9 protein-coding genes are annotated in these 17141 nt (G+C 59.1%); 5 read left to right on the top strand and 4 right to left on the bottom strand.

Going from position 1 to position 17141, the window contains the following annotated elements; genetic code table 11:
- Positions 1-90: 90 nt before the first annotated feature.
- The 4 genes from LHW45_08785 to LHW45_08770 all read right to left on the bottom strand — a co-directional run bounded on the left by LHW45_08785 (position 91) and on the right by LHW45_08770 (position 9702).
- Positions 91-1239, bottom strand: a complete 1149-nt coding sequence (locus tag LHW45_08785) for an FAD-binding oxidoreductase (protein MCB5285667.1) — start codon at positions 1237-1239, stop codon at positions 91-93.
- The gene (locus tag LHW45_08780) at positions 1232-3310 is read right to left on the bottom strand and encodes an FAD-dependent oxidoreductase (protein MCB5285666.1); all 2079 of its coding nucleotides are present in this window, start codon (positions 3308-3310) and stop codon (positions 1232-1234) included. Before LHW45_08780 ends, LHW45_08785 begins: the two co-directional genes overlap by 8 nt.
- A 215-nt stretch (positions 3311-3525) precedes the next feature.
- Complete coding sequence (locus LHW45_08775; protein ID MCB5285665.1) at positions 3526-6228, bottom strand: choice-of-anchor J domain-containing protein; 2703 nt, start codon at positions 6226-6228, stop codon at positions 3526-3528.
- A gap of 588 nt (positions 6229-6816) precedes the next feature.
- A complete protein-coding gene (locus tag LHW45_08770) occupies positions 6817-9702 on the bottom strand; it encodes a glutamate mutase L (GenBank protein ID MCB5285664.1) in 2886 nt (961 codons plus the stop codon).
- Between the two features lie 131 nt (positions 9703-9833).
- Here LHW45_08770 and LHW45_08765 point away from each other — a divergent pair, with 131 nt between their 5' ends.
- From LHW45_08765 to meaB, 5 genes are all read left to right on the top strand, one after another.
- Positions 9834-10343, top strand: coding sequence for a thermonuclease family protein (locus LHW45_08765; GenBank protein ID MCB5285663.1), 510 nt, complete (start codon positions 9834-9836; stop codon positions 10341-10343).
- A gap of 104 nt (positions 10344-10447) precedes the next feature.
- A complete protein-coding gene (pgk, locus tag LHW45_08760; protein MCB5285662.1) occupies positions 10448-11722 on the top strand; it encodes a phosphoglycerate kinase in 1275 nt (424 codons plus the stop codon).
- A 13-nt stretch (positions 11723-11735) separates the two neighbouring features.
- Positions 11736-13619 carry a methylmalonyl-CoA mutase subunit beta gene (locus LHW45_08755; GenBank protein ID MCB5285661.1) on the top strand — a complete coding sequence of 628 codons (1884 nt, stop codon included), beginning with the start codon at positions 11736-11738 and terminating at the stop codon, positions 13617-13619.
- Entirely contained in the window at positions 13616-15745 is a 2130-nt protein-coding gene (scpA, locus tag LHW45_08750) for a methylmalonyl-CoA mutase (GenBank protein MCB5285660.1), read from the top strand. Before LHW45_08755 ends, scpA begins: the two co-directional genes overlap by 4 nt.
- 2 nt (positions 15746-15747) lie before the next feature.
- The gene (gene meaB, locus LHW45_08745) at positions 15748-16842 is read left to right on the top strand and encodes a methylmalonyl Co-A mutase-associated GTPase MeaB (GenBank protein MCB5285659.1); all 1095 of its coding nucleotides are present in this window, start codon (positions 15748-15750) and stop codon (positions 16840-16842) included.
- Positions 16843-17141: the final 299 nt, after the last annotated feature.

Below are 17141 nucleotides of genomic sequence, written 5' to 3'. Positions count from 1 at the left end.
ACCTCGCAGAGGAGGCAAGTTGTCCTCACAGCGCGGCTGAGCTCCAGGTTTTGCCGGAGCAGACGATTGTAGGACAAGGTCAGGAGCAGCTTATTTGAAGGCTTCCATGCCGCTGAAGTCGCGCCCGGGATCGAAGCTTTTCAGCACCCTGAGGTCATCCTGGGTTAGTTCATCCAGGCAGATCCGGGCCAACAGTTCAGCGAGGCCGGGTCCCAGCATGAAACCTTGGCCGCACATGCCCACGGCGTTCACGAAATTGGCGCCGGCTTTGCCCACGATGGGAAAGCCGTCTGGGGTCATGGGATACTGTCCGCGCCAGGTACGGCGCACTTTCAGATGCCTGAGGCGGGGATAAACCTCCAGCATGCGTTTGCTGCAAAGGGGCAGGAACTGCGAGGTGCTGCGGTTGTCGATGCCCAGGATGGGCGGATCGGGCGTGACGCAGAATACCACCTGGCCTTCGTGGTTTTGGTAGAAATAAAAGTTGGCGGAGCCGGGCCGCTTGCGCATGTCCACCACCATGGGACCCATGAAGGGGGCGACGGGTTCGGTGATCCCGGCCTCGTGGTTGTCCGGATGCACAGGCAGGTCGGTTCCGGCCATGGCACCGATTTCACGGGCGTGATTGCCCGCGGCGTTGATCACCGTCCCGGCCAGGTAGGAAGCTTTGTCGGTGTGCACCGTGTTGATGCGGTCGCCGGACATTTCAAAGCCCAGCACCTGTTCGCGGAAGCGGAAATCGACTCCGGCCCGGAGGGCGTGGAAATAGTAGGCGGAGCCTAGCAGCAGGGGCGAACAGCTGCCGTCTTCAGGTGAATAGGTGGAGCCTCGCAAGCCATCCATGTTGATGCCGGGTACCAATTCGTTGTATTCCTGAGGGCTGATCCAGCGGATGTTCAGGCCAAAACCCAGCTGGACCCGCATCAGGTCCTTGAGCGTTTTTTCGTCTTCGGCAGTGTAAGCCGGGTAGCTGTAGCCGTTGCTCATCCAGCCTATGTCGTCGCCGAATCGCTCCTGCCAGGAGCTCATGATCTGGATGGAGCGCTGGCAGACGCTGATCTTGCCAAAATCGCTGTGGGTGGCCCGCACCCCGCCTATGGCTTTTTTGTTGTTGGCTTGGCTGGGCGCGCTTTCGGCTTCCAGCACCAGCACCTTCCGGCCCCTGGAGGCAAGTTCCAGAGCGGCGGGAACGCCCACCGATCCGGCCCCGACGATCACAATGTCGTAAGTTCTATTCATCACAGTCTCCACCAGGGAACTTATCCAGCGGAACTTCCACGAACACAGGCCGCTTGGTGTTTGGCACCACATCCTCCACGGGGACGCCCTCTTCACGCAGGACGCCCCGGATCAGGGTTTCGCAGGTTTTAGCGCCGCAGGGGCCCATGCCGGCGCGGGTGATGGCCTTGATCTGGTTGAGATTGGTGATCCCGCTTTGGATGAGCTTGCGCACCTCGCCCACGCTCACCCTTTCGCAGAGGCAGATCATGGAAGCGTCGGCCAGTTTGGCCGGGATCACAGGCTGGGAAAGGGGTTGGCTGACTTCGGCGGCCTGGACCCGGAAGGAGGCGATGCGTTTGGCGATGGCCTTCGGGACCCTTACCTTGATCAGTTGGGTGTGGCGTTGGGGCAGGTCCAGCACGGCGCTCACGGGATACTCACCCAGGGGTTCGCCGTCGATGTCCACCACTTGGATGAGTTCGCCGGTCTGCCGGGGTAGGTTGAAAACTTCGTAGGGAATGGTGACGGTGGGGTTCTGGGCATCCTGGCGGAAATCCACCAGGGTGATGGCCAGGCCTGGGCAGATGAGCAGGCATTTGTTGCAGCCAATGCAGGAGCCGTCGTAGAGCGGTACGGCCAGCAAACCGCCATCCTCGGTGCGGATGGAATTGGTGGGGCAGACCGTGGTGCAGGGGTTGCAGGGGATCTCCTGGAGACAGTGGATCACGGGGAAAACGCCGCTTTCCGGCAGGCCCTGCTGGTATCCCTTGATCTGGCCAGGATGGGATTTGAGCACCTCAGCTTTGGCATACCAGTCCGTGGGAACGGGTCCGATCTCTTCGTGGCCGCAGTCTTTGGCGATGGTGAGCCCGGCGATCTTGCCGTTGAACATGGCGGAGGAGGCTTCGGCGATCTCCAAAGCGTCACCGGCAGCATAAACCGGGATGCCGGCTTCCATGGCTTCCTGGGTGAATTCGGAGAGTGAATCGAGGCCCACGGCGATCAGGATGGTGTCGCAGGAAAAACTTTTCTCGCTGCCGGGCCGCACTTGGAACTTTTCATCCACCGCGGCGATGGTGACGCTGTCCACGGTCTCATCGCCGTTGGCGCTGAGGATGGTGTGGGAGGTGTAGATCGGCACTCCGAGGCGCTTTAGCTTGTCGGCATGGACTTTGTAGCCGCCGCATTGGGGCATGGCCTCGGCCAGCCCGACCACCTCGATCCCCGCCTGCATGGCGTGATAGCCAGCGATGAGGCCAACGTTGCCGCCGCCGATGATAAAGAGCCGGTCTGTGGGGCGGATGAGGTCCCGGTTCACCAGGGTCTGAAAAGCGCCCGCGCCGTAGATCCGGGCCAGATGGTTGCCGGTGAAACGGAGGAACTTTTCCCTGGCCCCGGCGGCGTTGAGGATCCTTTGGGGGGTGACGATCTTGTACACGCCGTCCTTGAGGATGCCCACCTTTTTATCGCTGAACACGAAGAGGGCGGTGCTGTTCAGCCAGATCTTCACGGAGGGATGGGTAGCCACCTCGGCGGCCAGCAGCTTGCCGATATCGTGTCCGCGCACTCCGGCGTGGCTGTCTTCCTCGCTGCCAAAGAACTTGTGGGTCTGCAGCACCAGTTTGCCGCCCAGGGCGTGTTTGTCGTCGATCACAAGCGTGTCGATGCCATGCTTGCCCAGTTCGATTGCGGCAGCCAGTCCGGAAGGGCCTCCGCCGATGATCAGGACCTCGCAGGCCAGCTGTTCGATGGCCGGACGCCCTGTGACCAGAGGGCTTTCGGGCAGTTCAGGCAAACCCTCGGCCGAACGGACTTCCATGCCCGGGGTGACCATGGTCATGCAGGATTTCACGGCCACGCCGTCCGCGATCACGGTGCATTTGGCGCACTGGCCGTTGGCGCAGAAAATGCCCTGGGCGCTGCCGTCCTTGTGGTGATGGCCAAAAACGCTGATCCCGTTCGCGATGAGGGCGGAGGAGATCATCTCACCCTGTTTGGCGCTTAGGGGTCTGCCGTTGAAAGTGAATAAAACATCCTCCCGCTCCGGGACTGAGAGGATCGGATGCTTGTCTAAGCGATGGTTTTCCATCTAGGGAAAAGCTCCTTGGAGAGATTATTTTTGTTTCAAAAAGTTTCAGAGGCCGTTCGTGTCAAGCAAAAGCTGGTCCCGCTACTCCTGAAGAAGATTTTCGCGGTGCGCCTCACTAGGATTTGCCCGATGAAGGCAGAAAAATGGGGCGGCCTTTGGGACCGCCCCGGAGATTGGGTGGATGAGTTGCCGGGCAGGGATTCCCGACAAGTTTGTTATTTAAGATACATCATTTTACGGGTCTGGTTGAAGGACGGAGTGTTCAACTTGTAGAAATAGATGCCGCTGCCACAGGCTTTGCCGGTGCTGTCGCGACCGTCCCAGCTGAGGTTGTGCACGCCTTCTCCGGCTTGGAAGCTCTTCACCACCTGGCCGGCGACGTTGTAGATGGTTAGGCCGCCGGTTTCGCCGGCTTTGATGCCCACCTCGATGTTGGCGCTGGCCCTGAAGGGGTTCGGGTAGGCGTTGCGCATCGATGTTACTTCAGGCAGCACGGGCGGCACGTTTCCGTTCACGGTAACACTTACGGGACCGTGGAAAGCGCTGCTAGCGTAATCCACCGCTTCCAGCCAGTAGTAGTAGGTGGTGCCGATCACCACATCATTATCGACCACAGTGTAGGCTTGGGTGGTGCTGGTGTTGGTGGCCGGGATCAGGGGATGGTCGATCAGGGTTGCGCCAGACTGCTCATCCGCCGTGCCGCGGTACACGCGGTAACCCACCATCTGGCTTTCAGACTGGGTCTTCCAGCTCAGCTGCACATCGTTCTCAGCCGTAATGGTGGCGGTGAAGCTGCTAAGTTCCACCGGGACGTTGGTTTCTTCGTAAAGGATGATCTCGTCCAGACCCATGTCGCAATCGCCGTAGCCATAGTTGCTGGTGCCCACGAAACGGATGTAAGCCATGGGTGAGCTGAAGTTGGCCAGGGGGATCTCGTTGTTGAACCAGGTGTTGCTGATGCTGAGGTCGTGGCTGTAAAGCGGCTGCCAGGTTGCCATGCCGTCTGTGGATATCTCCACTGCGAGCGGAGTGGCAGAGCCGTTTGCGCCCAGCCAGGCATAATAGCTGAGCACGACGTTGCCGGAACTGAGATCGACGGGCGGGCTCACCAGGCAATAGGGATTGTAGCTGGTGGAAGCCAGATAGACGTAGAGGCGGGCGAAGTATTCGCCGCTGTAGGGAACGTCGGCGCCATGGGAGTCGTCTGTTGTAACCACTTCCCAATTACGGGAAGCGCCGGCACCGGCGGTCAGACTCCAGCCGGTGGGAATGACCCCGGCTTCAAAGCCTTCGAGGCTGGGGAAATCATCGATGGTGGCATCAAAACCCTGTCCTGTAAGAGGGACCCTACGTTCCGCTTTGGCCTTGCCGCCAGTGATGTTGTCAAGGATCAGGATGTCGGCCGCGTAGGCGATTTCTTCGGTTGGAGTGAAGGTAACCACAATTTCCGCGGTATCCCCGTTGCCGAGGGAAATGTCCTCAGCCGGCAGGGTCGGGACAAACTGAGGGGTCGCGAGGTCGATGTCAATATCATCCAAGTCGATAAACAGGGTTCCACCGCCGGTATTGGTGATGGTGAATGTCTGCCCGACCGGCGTGCCCACCTGCACAGTTCCAAAGTCCCAACCGGTGGGATCGATGCTGAAGGCGGGTTCGGTTGGCGCGGGAATCGCTTCAAGGTCCAATGTGAATTCCGCGGATTGAGGGCTGGGCCAAGTGCCGATGATGAGGAAATAGGTGCCAGCCGATAGATAGCCGCTTGACATGTTGGCAACGGTTCCGCTACCAGAAACAGCGGATGCAAGCACCGTGGGCGGATTATCCACATCGGGGCAACTTGCCAGAACATACATGCCTATATAGTTGCCAGTGACTGCGGTGAGTGTTCCCTCCAAGGAGCTTTCCTCAGTCAAAGTAAACTGCAGCACCAAGTCGTCACCACCCAGGTAATAAGATGTGGGTGTAACCCAACCGCTTTCGTAATCATCTCCGTAAAGGGAAGTATCGCCCGTGAAGCCCACCAGAGGCAGGGTTACAGGGTAGGGATTGTCACAGGTTGATCCCGCTGGGCGGGTATAGCCGTTTCCTGTTATCACCACATCGTGGGTGGCCTTTGTCTGGTCATCCGTGATGGTGATGGTCACAGTATAAGCGGCTGCGGCAGCGGGAGTGAACTCCACATCAAAGCTGAAATCTTCGCCAAGTCCCAAAGGATCGGTGTAAGTGATGTTGGTTATCTCGAAATAATCGACGTCTCCGGCAGTTTTCTGGATCGAAACGATACCCAGGTCTCCACCACCTTCATTGGACACGATGAAGGTCTGCGAAGCGGTGGTGCCAACTTCCACGTCCACAAAGTTCCAGGTGAGGGGATCGATGCTGAACTCCGGAACGGAAGGTGCAGCGTCAATATCTACGTCATCAAGGTAAACATAGTAAGCGTAGTTTCCGTAATAATGAAAACCAAGGTAAACCGTGCTGCCGGCATAACTGCTGAGGTCAACGATGGTTTGTTGCCATGCGGTATTGGACAAATTTACAGCGGTCCAGGTGAAGGTCAGGGGATCCGTGCTGGTGGAGATGCCCCATTCTAGGCTTTCCGCAGACGTGTTGTACTTTCTGTGCCAGAAGGAAAGCTGGGCATAGGCGGCGTTCACCGTAACGGCAGGGGAGAAGAGGTACTGGTTGTAATCCGTGCTTGAGCTGTAGGAACTGAAACGGGCGGAATAGGTGCCGCCGTCCGTGTGGTTTTGAGAATTGCTTTGGGTGATGTCATTTCCGGCTTGGACTATTTTTGTCCAACCGTCTGGTAAGAAAGTCCCCTCGAAATCTTCGGTCCAAGGGAAGGTTGTGATCTGCGCAAATGCCAGGCTGATGCCAAAGCACAACAGCATCAATGCAATGATGGTTTGTTTCATAATATTCTCCTTGTATGTTGATGGTGGTGATAGGTTTGAACGCGACGTTGTGATAGACAAATACCCCGCCAGTTGTGGGAACTGGTTTTGAAGCCTGTTGACATCCCAAGGGGCACCAAGCTGGTCATAGTAATCACCTTTCCTTTGGCCTGTTCTCATGAGCCATCATGCGGGCATGACCCTCTCATGTTTCTACAATCCCTCCTGCCTGTATTTTTGTCAAGCCATATTTTGCCTTCTTTGTTGATAATATGAGACTGCGCCACATTAGTTTGTAGTAATCAACATATATCACGTCAAGGCCTTGATAATGAAATAATATGCCCGCTTTAACAGATTCACAAAATGTTGGTTAGGGGAATGGTTCCGGGGGTCAATGTCCTGGGGATCGGGTTTCGAGCTTGATCACCGCGGAGAGAAACGCGCCCGGCCCGGAGCCAGGCTGGAAAGTTCAGGTTTGGGGCATTCAGCCAGAAGGCTCATCAGAAAGCCTGTGGATCGCCTCCCGCCTTATCCCCGCCTCAAGTGCGGCGATCGGGCGGGAGGCAGACGAGGGCTGGATATGAGGGGCTTCGGCTAGAAGTCAGTTCAGAAACAGAGGAAGGGCCGCACCACCCCAGCCCGGATGCGGGTGTGGGGATTCAGCCAGGCGAACTTTTGCGGTGAGAGGACCTGATGCAGGTCTGGGGGCAGGGGCTGGCTGCCAAAGCCTCTCAGGATCAGCACAGCCAGCGGCAAATCCTCGTTGCCTGTGTTGATCACGCCGGGTTCGAAATCCAGCCAGGCGGTGAGTTCGGTGGCATCCATCATGTGGCAAACAACGCCCCGGGCGCCTTTGTCGGCCAGGGTTTTGAGCATGTGGCGGTCTGGTGGGAAGGTCAGGGCCAGGATCCTGCCCTGCACGTCCCTGATATCTTCGGGCGCCGAGTAAACCTGGAATTCGCCGTGGCAGTCCTTGCCAAAGGCGATCTGACCCTCCAGCTTCTTTCCCCGGCAAACCAGTTCCAGTCCCTGGCCCGGCAACACATTCCGCACCACTCCGTTTACGTGGGACAGAAACTCCAGGGGTTGGTGGAGATAGGTGATGGTGAGAGTACCTGTCCCGGTATCGATGTCAGTGATGGTGCCCGTGCCGGGAGCTTTTATCAGCACAGGTGGAGCGCCGTCGGAGGTTTTTTCCAGCCTGCGGCCGAGCATGTCGCCCTGGTAAACGAAGTCACCCCTGGCTTTGGTGAGGTAGCGGGCGGCCTTTTTGGGGCTGAGCAGCAGCTTTTCAGCGTAATTCACCGTGATAGGTTTGCCGGAGTAGTCCTGGATCTCTGAAGCCACGATCATGCCCGTGTTGGCATCGATGTATTCGATCCTGCCGCGCACCGGGGACAGCAGTTTCCTATCGCCCCGGCTGAAGGAGAGGATCTTGAAGCCTTCAGGCAGCACGGCGTAAACCTCGTCCGCTTCGACCTTGTCGCCCGGCCGCACCCTCAGGGATGCCTGGACCAGTTCCGGAGTCAGATCTTTCAAATTGGCCAATCCGGAGATGATATAAAGCCGGGGCGGGTTGAAGCGGTTGACAGCCACCACGTCGTCCGGGCTAACGGTATCTCCCTCCTGGAAATTGATGTCGCCCGCGTAAGGCAGTTCCACCCGCCGCAGCCATTCCCCCTCGACCAGCTGATACTGCTGCCGGGGAGGTTCCTTGATCCCAAAGGCATCGGGCGCTTCCGGATAGATGCCCATCTGCTTTTCCGCCTCGCCCACGCGCTGGGCGGGATCCAGCCGGGTGTCGATCAGCACGGGAAGTTCGGTGGCAAAATGGTTCAGATCCTCTTTGCTGTCCAGCTTGCAGCGTTTGGTGGGGGCGATCTTCAAAGTTTTGGGGCCGGCGGGCAGATAGAGTAAGCTGCCGGCTTTGATCTCGTGGACCTGGCTTCCGTGGCCCGAAGCCACTTCCACCGTCATCAGGGCCTTGTTTTCGCGGGAATTGAAGACGGGGGAGATGTGTACCGCCAGTTTCTCGATACAGGCGCGGGCGAGCAGGGTTTTGGCCATGGCGGGATCAGAGGAACTGAGCACTCCGAGGTGGGGGCTGATGAAATCGCGGTCGATCCAGAGTTCCGTGATGCCCTTGGGCCGCACGGCGTCGGCCAGGATCAGCGCGCACTGGCTGTGGTTCTGGGCGTGGGCGAAGATGCCCCCGGCACCTATCAGTACGTCGATGTCGCTTTCGCGGAAGCTGTGTTTGCTGTCTTCGCGCTGATACTCGAACTGGAGCTCGAATTTCTCCAGGTCATCGCGTTTAAGTTTGTCCAGATAGCCGATCTTTTCGCCGTTGTAATGCATCTGGCGATGCTGTTCTAGGGCCAGGGCCAGCGCTTCGCGGGCGAGGGCATGCTCGATCCGGAATTCCGCCGTGGTGCTGGGATTGGAAGTGGGGTGGAGGCATTTGTTGGCGATGTAATCGCGAATTTCGCGTTCGCTCAGATCCTCCGGCAGCCAGCGTTTCACCCTGTCCAGGCCGGCTTCGCGCAGGACGTTCCAGGCGCTGTAACTCATGCCCAGATTGGCGCTCACAGTACGCTGGAAATGGCCGTTGATGTAGCTGAAAACGTCGGTGGTGGCGCCACCGATGTCGAAGGCGAAAATGTTCTGATCCCCAGCCAGCAGGGCCAGGGCTCTCTGCACACCCAGCGGTGTGGGCATGATGGGCGCCGTTACGGCTGGTTTCACTTCCGCGTAGCCGGGGGCCTGCTCCATCACGTTTTCCATGAAGAGCTTCTGGATCATGTCCTGGGTGGGTTGCAGATTCTCCACTTCCAGGCTGGGCCGCAGATTGGGCAGGATGTGGAGGTCGAAAGCTTGGGAGATCAGCTTCTTCACGATCGGCGCGGCGTCCTGGTTTCCGGCATAGAGCGCGGGGATCTTGCCATGCTGGTCAAATTTGGGGGCGGGATCGGCAATGCGGAGGATCTCAGCCATGCGCAGAACCCCGGAAACCGCGCCACCGTCGGTGCCGCCGCAGAGGAGGATCATGTCTGGATGCAGATTGCGCATGGCCAGCATCTGCTGGGCTGCCTGGCGTTTGTCATCCAGCGCGAAAGTGTCCAGGATCACGCCGCCTGCACCGTAGGCACAGCGTTTGCCGCTGCTGGCGGAATCGAAGAGGGTGAGGCCGATCACCAGGATCTGCAAACCGCCGCCGGCGCTGCTGGTGCTGAAATAGGCCAGGTTATCCGCCCAAGCCAGTTCATTCTCCGCTTGGACCGGTTTTAAAAGCTGGATGCCGCAGCGTTCCTGAAGTTCCCACACCGCGTTCTTGATCCCGTAGCGGACGTCGCTGTGAGGCGCTTCCACAGTGGTTTCCGCGTGAGCGATACCCATCAGGACGGGGATTTCCTGCCGGTTGTCCAGCAGCAGGGCCTTGGTGGTGGTGCTGCCGATGTCGGTGATGACTATGTGGTCTTGGTTCAGGCGCATCTTTCTCTCCCATGAATAAGTCTGGAAATCACCCAAATGCAAAGGCGGTGTTCCTGTCAAGAAATTGCGTGAACCTCCTTTAGTGCCTTGTCGGGCGGAATTTCCATTGACAGAAGCGGGGAGCAAACAACATGGGCATCATGAGATACAGGTTGAACAAAAAAACCCTGCTAAGCCTGGCGCTGGTCCTGGCGGCTTTTCTGATCATCCGCTTCCTCTCAGTGCAAGAGATCCGGGGCCAAGTGGTTTCCATCCAGGACGGCGACACCATCACCGTTTTGCAGGGCGGCTCCACCTACAGGGTCCGTCTGCAGGGAGTGGACTGCCCGGAAAAGGGCCAGGCCTTCGGCAACGTGGCCAAACAATTCACCTCCGACCTTGTGTATAGAAAAACGGTAAAGGTGAAATACGAGGAACGTGACCAGTACAAAAGGTATCTGGGCACGGTTTACCTGGGCGATGTGAATCTGAACAAGTCGCTGGTGCAGGCAGGCCTGGCCTGGCATTACAAGCAGTACAGCAAGGACCCGGTTCTGGCCGCCTTGGAGGTGAAGGCCAGGCTGGATAAAAAAGGCCTCTGGTCCGATCCCAAGCCCATCCCGCCCTGGGATTACCGCCGCCAGCCAAGAGAAAAAACTTGACGCTGCCGCGGCTTTTGCCAAACTGCCTCGAAGCGGTTCATTGGCTGCAACCAAATCGCGAAAAGTGCTAACTAGATAGTAAGACATACAAGGAGAACCGATCCATGACACACGTTCCCTGTTTTCTGGATGCGGACCTCCACGGCAAAACCGTGCTGGTGCGCATGGACCACAACGTTGTGAAAAAAGGCAGGATCAAAGACCCGATGCGGATCGAAGCCACGATCCCCACCCTGCTGCACATTTTCAAGCAAGGCGGCCGGCCCATCCTGATGACCCACGTGGGCAGGCCTTACGACAAGGCCACCGGCGCCATCACCATTTCCGAAGATGAAGCTGTGGGCCCCATCGTGAAGTATCTGGAGGAAAAACTCCAGCTGCGCGGCTTGGTTCCGGATTGCCCGGCGGAAGGCGACAAAGGGATCACGGACCTTGGCCCCATCGGCGCTGCGGTGGCGGCAATGAAAGAGGGCCGGGCGGATTTTGTGTATCTGCCCAACACCCGCTGGTTCCACGGCGAAGAGAGCAAAAACGAGGATTCCGATGCCTTGGCCGCCAAACTGGCCTCCTTCGCGGACCTCTACATCAACGACGCCTTCGGTTCCTGGCAGCCGCACGCCTCCACTTACAACGTCACCAAGTATCTGCCCTCCTATGCCGGACTGCTGATGCTGAAAGAGATCGCCAACCTCCAGAAGGTCTTTGAGCCCAGCCAGCCGCTGGTTTCCGTGGTGGCCGGCTCCAAATTCGACACCAAGATCGGGCCCCTTTCCTCCCTCATCAGGATCAGCGACAAACTGGTGCTGGGCGGGGTGCTTTACAACGCCTATCTGGCCGTGAAATACCAGCTCGGGATCAAGGGTTTGGACCCTGCCGACCTGGCCCTGGCCGAGAAATTCCTGCAGGAGGCCGGACCCTTTCAGGACCGCATTGTGGAACTGCCCTGCATAATCGAATCCGACAGCTTTGAAAGCGCGGAAAGCTGGAGAGTGCGCAAAATAGCCGATCTCAAGCCTGGCACCCAGCTCAATTATGTGCTGGACATCGCGCCGGAATCCTTTGCCGAAGAGGCCGTGCGGGAGGTTTTTGCCGGTGCCTCCACCATCTTCGTGAACGCCGTGATGGGCTACACAACCCTCTTCACCGAAGGCACCAAAGCCATGTACAGCCTCATCGACAAGAACGCCGGAGCGCAAAAACTCTTCGGCGGCGGCGACACCATCCAGGATTTTCGCGATCTGCTGCCCGGCATCTTTGCCAAAGCGGTGAATGATCCCCAGTATTACTTCTTCACCGGCGGCGGGGCCATTCTCGACGCCATCGTGAGCGGCTCGCCCTATGGCATGAAGCCGGTCCAGGCCCTCATCAAAACATCCTGAAGGGAGAGATAAAGTGGATTTGCATGAACTGGACCTCCGCAAGGAGTTTCCCCCGCCCAGCTTGGAAGAGTGGAAACAGGCCGTGGTGGACAGCCTCAAAGGCGCTGATTTCGACAAAGTGATGCACACCAAAACTTACGAAGGCATCACCCTGAAACCCATTTATACCAGGGAAGATGTGGCCGGCCTGAACTTCACGGACGCCCTGCCCGGCGAAGCCCCCTACCAGCGTGGAAACGCTTCCCAGTACTCAGGCCTCGCGGGCTGGAAAGTGGCCCAGGCGAAGGCCAATCCGGACCTGAGTGCCCTGAACCGGGAAATTCTGGACGAACTTTCCCGGGGACTGAGTGCAGTGAATCTGGCTCTCAAGCATGACGATTTCCCCGGCGGGATCGCGCTCCGCAACGCGACTGACCTGGCCACCGCCCTGCAAGGGGTGGACCTGAAAGCGGCGCCGCTGATGGCGCAGCTGGACATGGACGATCCGGATCTGTTCGGCTGGCTGGAAGAATTTTGCCGGCAGACCAAGCAAAACCTGAGCGAACTTGACGGCTGCCTCGGCTTTGACCCCACGGGTGAATTCGCCCGCAAGGGATTTCTGAACCTGCCTCTGGAAGAGGTTTGGAACCGGGTGGGCGCCGAGGTGTCGCGCCGGGCGGAAAAAGCTCCCCAGTTGCGCTGCCTCTCCATTGACGCCACCGTTTACGCCGCCAGCGGGGCCTCTTCCACTCAGGAACTGGCTTTCGCGCTGTCCACCGCGATCGGTTACATCCAGGGCCTGCAGTCCGGCGGCTGGGAGATCGACAAGATCGCCCCGCTGTTTCAGGTGAAGCTTGCCCTCGGCTCGAATTTCTTCATGGAAATTGCCAAGATCAGGGCCTTCCGGATGCTGTGGAGCGAGATGATCAAGGCGTTTGGCGGCAATGAAGATTCCCGCCGCGTCTGGATCCACGGCAAAACTTCCACCTTCAATAAGAGCGCTTACGACCTCTATGTGAACTTGCTGCGCACCGGCACGGAAGGTTTTTCTGGTGTCGTGGCCGGGGTGGACAGCATGGAGATCGACCGTTTTAACGCCGTGCTGGACGCCCAGGCGACTGAGTTTTCCCAACGGATCGCCCGCAACCAGCAGCTGATCCTGGCCGAGGAAGCCCATCTGAGCAAGGTGGCCGATCCCGCCGGAGGCTGCTATTACATCGAAAGCCTCACCGCGGAACTGGCCAACCAGGCCTGGAAGATCATGCAGGAGCTGGAAGCCGGGGGCGGCATGGTCCGAAGCCTGAAAGCCGGGACCGTCCACGCCATGATCGATGCGATGGCCAAAACCCGGATCGACGCCGTGCACAAGAGACGCGACGTTTTTGTGGGCGTGAACATGTATGCCAACCCCGATGACGCCGTGCCGGCCTTCGCGCCAACTCCATTGGATGACAGCAAAGCCGCCGTGCGCCTCGACCGCGGCGCCCTGCCCCAACGCCGCGCGGTGGGGGCCATGGAGCAATTCCGCGCCCGGATGGCGGTTGCTGGCAAAAAGGTCTTTCTGCTCACCATGGGCAGCCTGGCCGAATACAAAGCCCGGGCCGATTTTGCCGCCGGCTTTCTCCAAGTGGGTGGATTCCAGGTGGCCACGGGAACCGGCTACACCGAAGTTTCAGCCGCTGTGGCGGCCGCCCGGGACTACGAGGCGGTTTGCATCTGCGGCACGGATGACAGTTATCCCGAGCTGGTGCCCGCGCTCTGCGCCCAGCTGCCTAACAAGATCAAGCTCCTGGCCGGCTATCCCGCCGACCAGGTGGAAGCTCACAAACAAAGCGGCATCGACGTCTTCATCCATCTGCGGGCCAATCTGCTGGACACATTTGAAGACCTCGCCGCGCGCCTGGGGGTTAAACAATGAAACCTGATTTCACCACTCTGAATCCCAGCTTTGGCGCCGAGCCCAAGGCCCGGACAGCCGCAGCGGAAAAAGCCTGGCGTACCAATGAACAGCTGGACGTAAAGCCTCTCTACACCAAGGCGGACCTGGACACGCTGCAGCATCTGGACTACCTTTCCGGGTTGCCCCCCTTCCTGCGCGGGCCCTATCCCTCCATGTTCGTGCAGCGGCCCTGGACCATCCGCCAATACGCGGGTTTTTCCACTGCCGAGGAGTCCAACGCCTTTTACCGCCGCAATCTGGCCATGGGCCAGAAAGGCCTCTCCATCGCCTTTGACCTCGCCACCCACCGCGGGTACGATTCCGACCATCCCCGCGTGATCGGTGATGTGGGCAAAGCCGGCGTGGCCGTGGACAGCATTCTGGACATGAAGATCCTTTTCGACAGGATCCCTCTGGACCAGATGAGCGTTTCCATGACCATGAACGGTGCCGTGATCCCCATCATGGCCTTCTACATCGTGGCCGCGGAGGAACAGGGCGTGAAGCCGGAACTGCTTAACGGCACCATCCAGAACGACATCCTCAAGGAATACATGGTGCGCAACACCTATATCTATCCTCCGGAAGCTTCCATGCGCATCATCGCCGACATCTTCAAATATACTTCCCAAAAGATGCCGAAGTTCAACAGCATCAGCATCTCCGGCTACCACATGCATGAAGCCGGCGCCACCGCCGATCTGGAGATGGCCTACACCCTCGCCGACGGCTGGGAGTACCTGCGCACGGCGATCGACGCGGGCATCGACATCGATCTGATCGCGCCCCGGCTTTCGTTCTTCTGGGCCGAGGGCATGAACTACTTCATGGAGGTGGCCAAACTCCGCGCCGCGCGGGTGCTCTGGGCCAAGATCATCAAAGGCTTCGGCGCCAAAAATCCAAAGAGCATGGCGCTGCGCACCCACTCCCAAACCTCCGGCTGGAGCCTCACCGAACAGGATCCCTACAACAACGTGATCCGCACCTGCGTGGAAGCCCTGGCCGCCACTCTGGGCCACACCCAATCCCTGCACACCAATTCCCTGGACGAGGCCATCGCCCTGCCCACCGATTTCAGCGCCCGCATCGCCCGCAACACCCAGCTCTTCCTGCAGCACGAGACCGGCATCACCAAGGTGATCGATCCCTGGGCCGGCTCCTACTATCTGGAAAGCCTCACGGATGCCCTGATGAAGCGGTCTTGGGGCCATATCATGGAAGTGGAGGAGCTGGGCGGCATGGCCAAGGCCATCGAAACCGGCCTGCCCAAACTGCGCATCGAGGAAGCCGCCGCCAGAAGGCAGGCCCACATCGATTCCGGCGAGGACACCATCGTGGGCGTGAACAAATACCGCCTGGCGAAGGAAGACCCGATGGAGATCCTGGAAGTGGACAACTCCGCCGTCCGCGATGCCCAGATCGCCCGCCTGGCCAAGCTGCGCGCCGAACGCGACGAAACGCGGGTGAAAGCCTGTCTCAGCGCCATCACCCAAGCGGCCGAAGCCAAAACGGGAAACCTGCTCGAGCTCGCGGTGGACGCTGCCCGGGCCCGGGCCTCCCTGGGCGAGATCTCCAGCGCCATGGAAAAAGTCTTCGGACGCCACCAGGCCTCAATTAAACTTATCAACAACGTTTACAGCAGCGAGTACGCTAAGATGGATGAAATCGAACAAATCCGCGCCCTCACCGACAAATTCGCCGATCGCGAAGGACGCCGGCCCCGCATTCTGGTGGCCAAAATGGGCCAGGACGGCCACGACCGCGGCGCCAAAGTTGTCGCCACCGCCTTTGCCGACATGGGTTTCGACGTGGACATGGGACCCCTGTTCCAAACCCCGGAGGAAACAGCCCGCCAGGCGGTGGAAAACGACGTCCACATCATCGGCATGAGTTCCCTGGCCGCCGGCCACAAAACCCTGCTGCCCCAACTGGTGGAGGAACTGGCCACTCTTGGCCGCGAGGATATCCTGATCGTGGTGGGGGGTGTGATCCCGCCCCAGGACTACGATTTTCTGCTGGCCAACGGTGCCACGGCCATTTTCGGACCCGGCACCAAACTGCCCGAAGCCGCCACCCTCCTGCTGGAAAAACTGCTGCGGGGCTGAGTGTGACCAAGCATCGCCAGCCGGAATGGACACCCGCAGGCGCAGGAAGTGAATTCGCCGCCCGGGTGATGGAAGCCAAAAGCGCGGGCAGCAAAGTTTCTGCTGCCGAGCCCAAAAAGTCTTCCCGCGGCCTGCCATCCGTTGAAGCCATCACCGCCGGAGTTCTGAAAGGCGACCGGACCTTGCTGGCCAAAGCGATCACCCTCATCGAAAGCAATTCCCCCCGTCATTTCGAGGCGGGACAGGAACTGGTCCGCCGGCTCCTGCCCGCCTCGGGAGACTCCATCCGCGTGGGCGTCACCGGCGTTCCCGGAGCGGGGAAGAGCACCTTCATCGAAAGTTTTGGCCTCTGGCTGATCGACAGGGGCCATAAAGTGGCCGTGCTGGCCGTGGATCCCAGCAGTTCCCTCTCCCGGGGCAGCATTTTGGGCGACAAGACCCGCATGGAGGAACTGGCCCGCCACCAAAGCAGTTTTATCCGCCCTTCCCCCAGCGGCGGCGCCTTGGGCGGCGTAACCCGTAAAACCCGCGAAACCACCATCGCCTGCGAAGCCGCCGGCTACGACATCATCCTCATCGAAACCGTGGGCGTGGGCCAGTCTGAGATAACGGTGCGCTCCATGGTCGATTTCTTCCTCCTGATGCAGATCGCCGGCGCCGGCGACGAACTCCAGGGCATCAAAAAAGGCATCATGGAACTCGCTGACCTCGTGGTGGTGAATAAAGCCGATGGTGGCAACGTCCAGGCCGCTGAACTGGCCGGCCGCGAACTCAACAACGCCCTCCACTACCTACGCCACGCCACCCCGGGCTGGACCACCAAGGCCCTCACCTGCTCCGCCAAAGAAAAGGCCGGCCTGCCGGAGATCTGGCGCGAGATCGAACGCTTTGTGGACCAGGGCAAAACCAGCGGCGTGTTTGAAGACCGGCGCCAAAACCAGGTGCTCCAGTGGTTCGAGGCCCTGCTCACCGAGGCCGTGCTCAACCGTTTTTACTCCAACCCCCGCGTAACAGAAGAACTACCCCGCCTCCGAGCCGCCGTTCAAAACGGCTCCCTGCCTGTTCTGCTGGCGGTTCAGCAACTGCTGGCGGAGTAGCCGGCACTTGAGCGGGCAGACGGTTGGAATAAATTGCAATTCCAGCCATATCTGTCAAACACCACCCAGATGCCCCGGGTCGCTCCCAATATCAATACGGTATCAATACGGAATCATTACGGATGAAATCCGTATTGATTCCGTATTGATACCGTATTGATATTGGGAGGGCTGTCTCGTCCTAAAAAAGTTGACACATCCATCAACTTAAAGGAGTGAGAAAAATGGAAGACAAGAAACCCGTAAATCGTTACAGCATGGCTTTCAAATTGCGTGTTGTGGATGATGTCGAAAGTGGT

The sequence above is a fragment of the Candidatus Cloacimonadota bacterium genome, assembly GCA_020532085.1.
In the GTDB taxonomy this organism is placed as follows: domain Bacteria; phylum Cloacimonadota; class Cloacimonadia; order Cloacimonadales; family Cloacimonadaceae; genus Syntrophosphaera.
The sequence above is the reverse complement of the archived record's forward strand: the minus strand, read 5'-3'. Positions and strand labels throughout refer to the sequence as shown.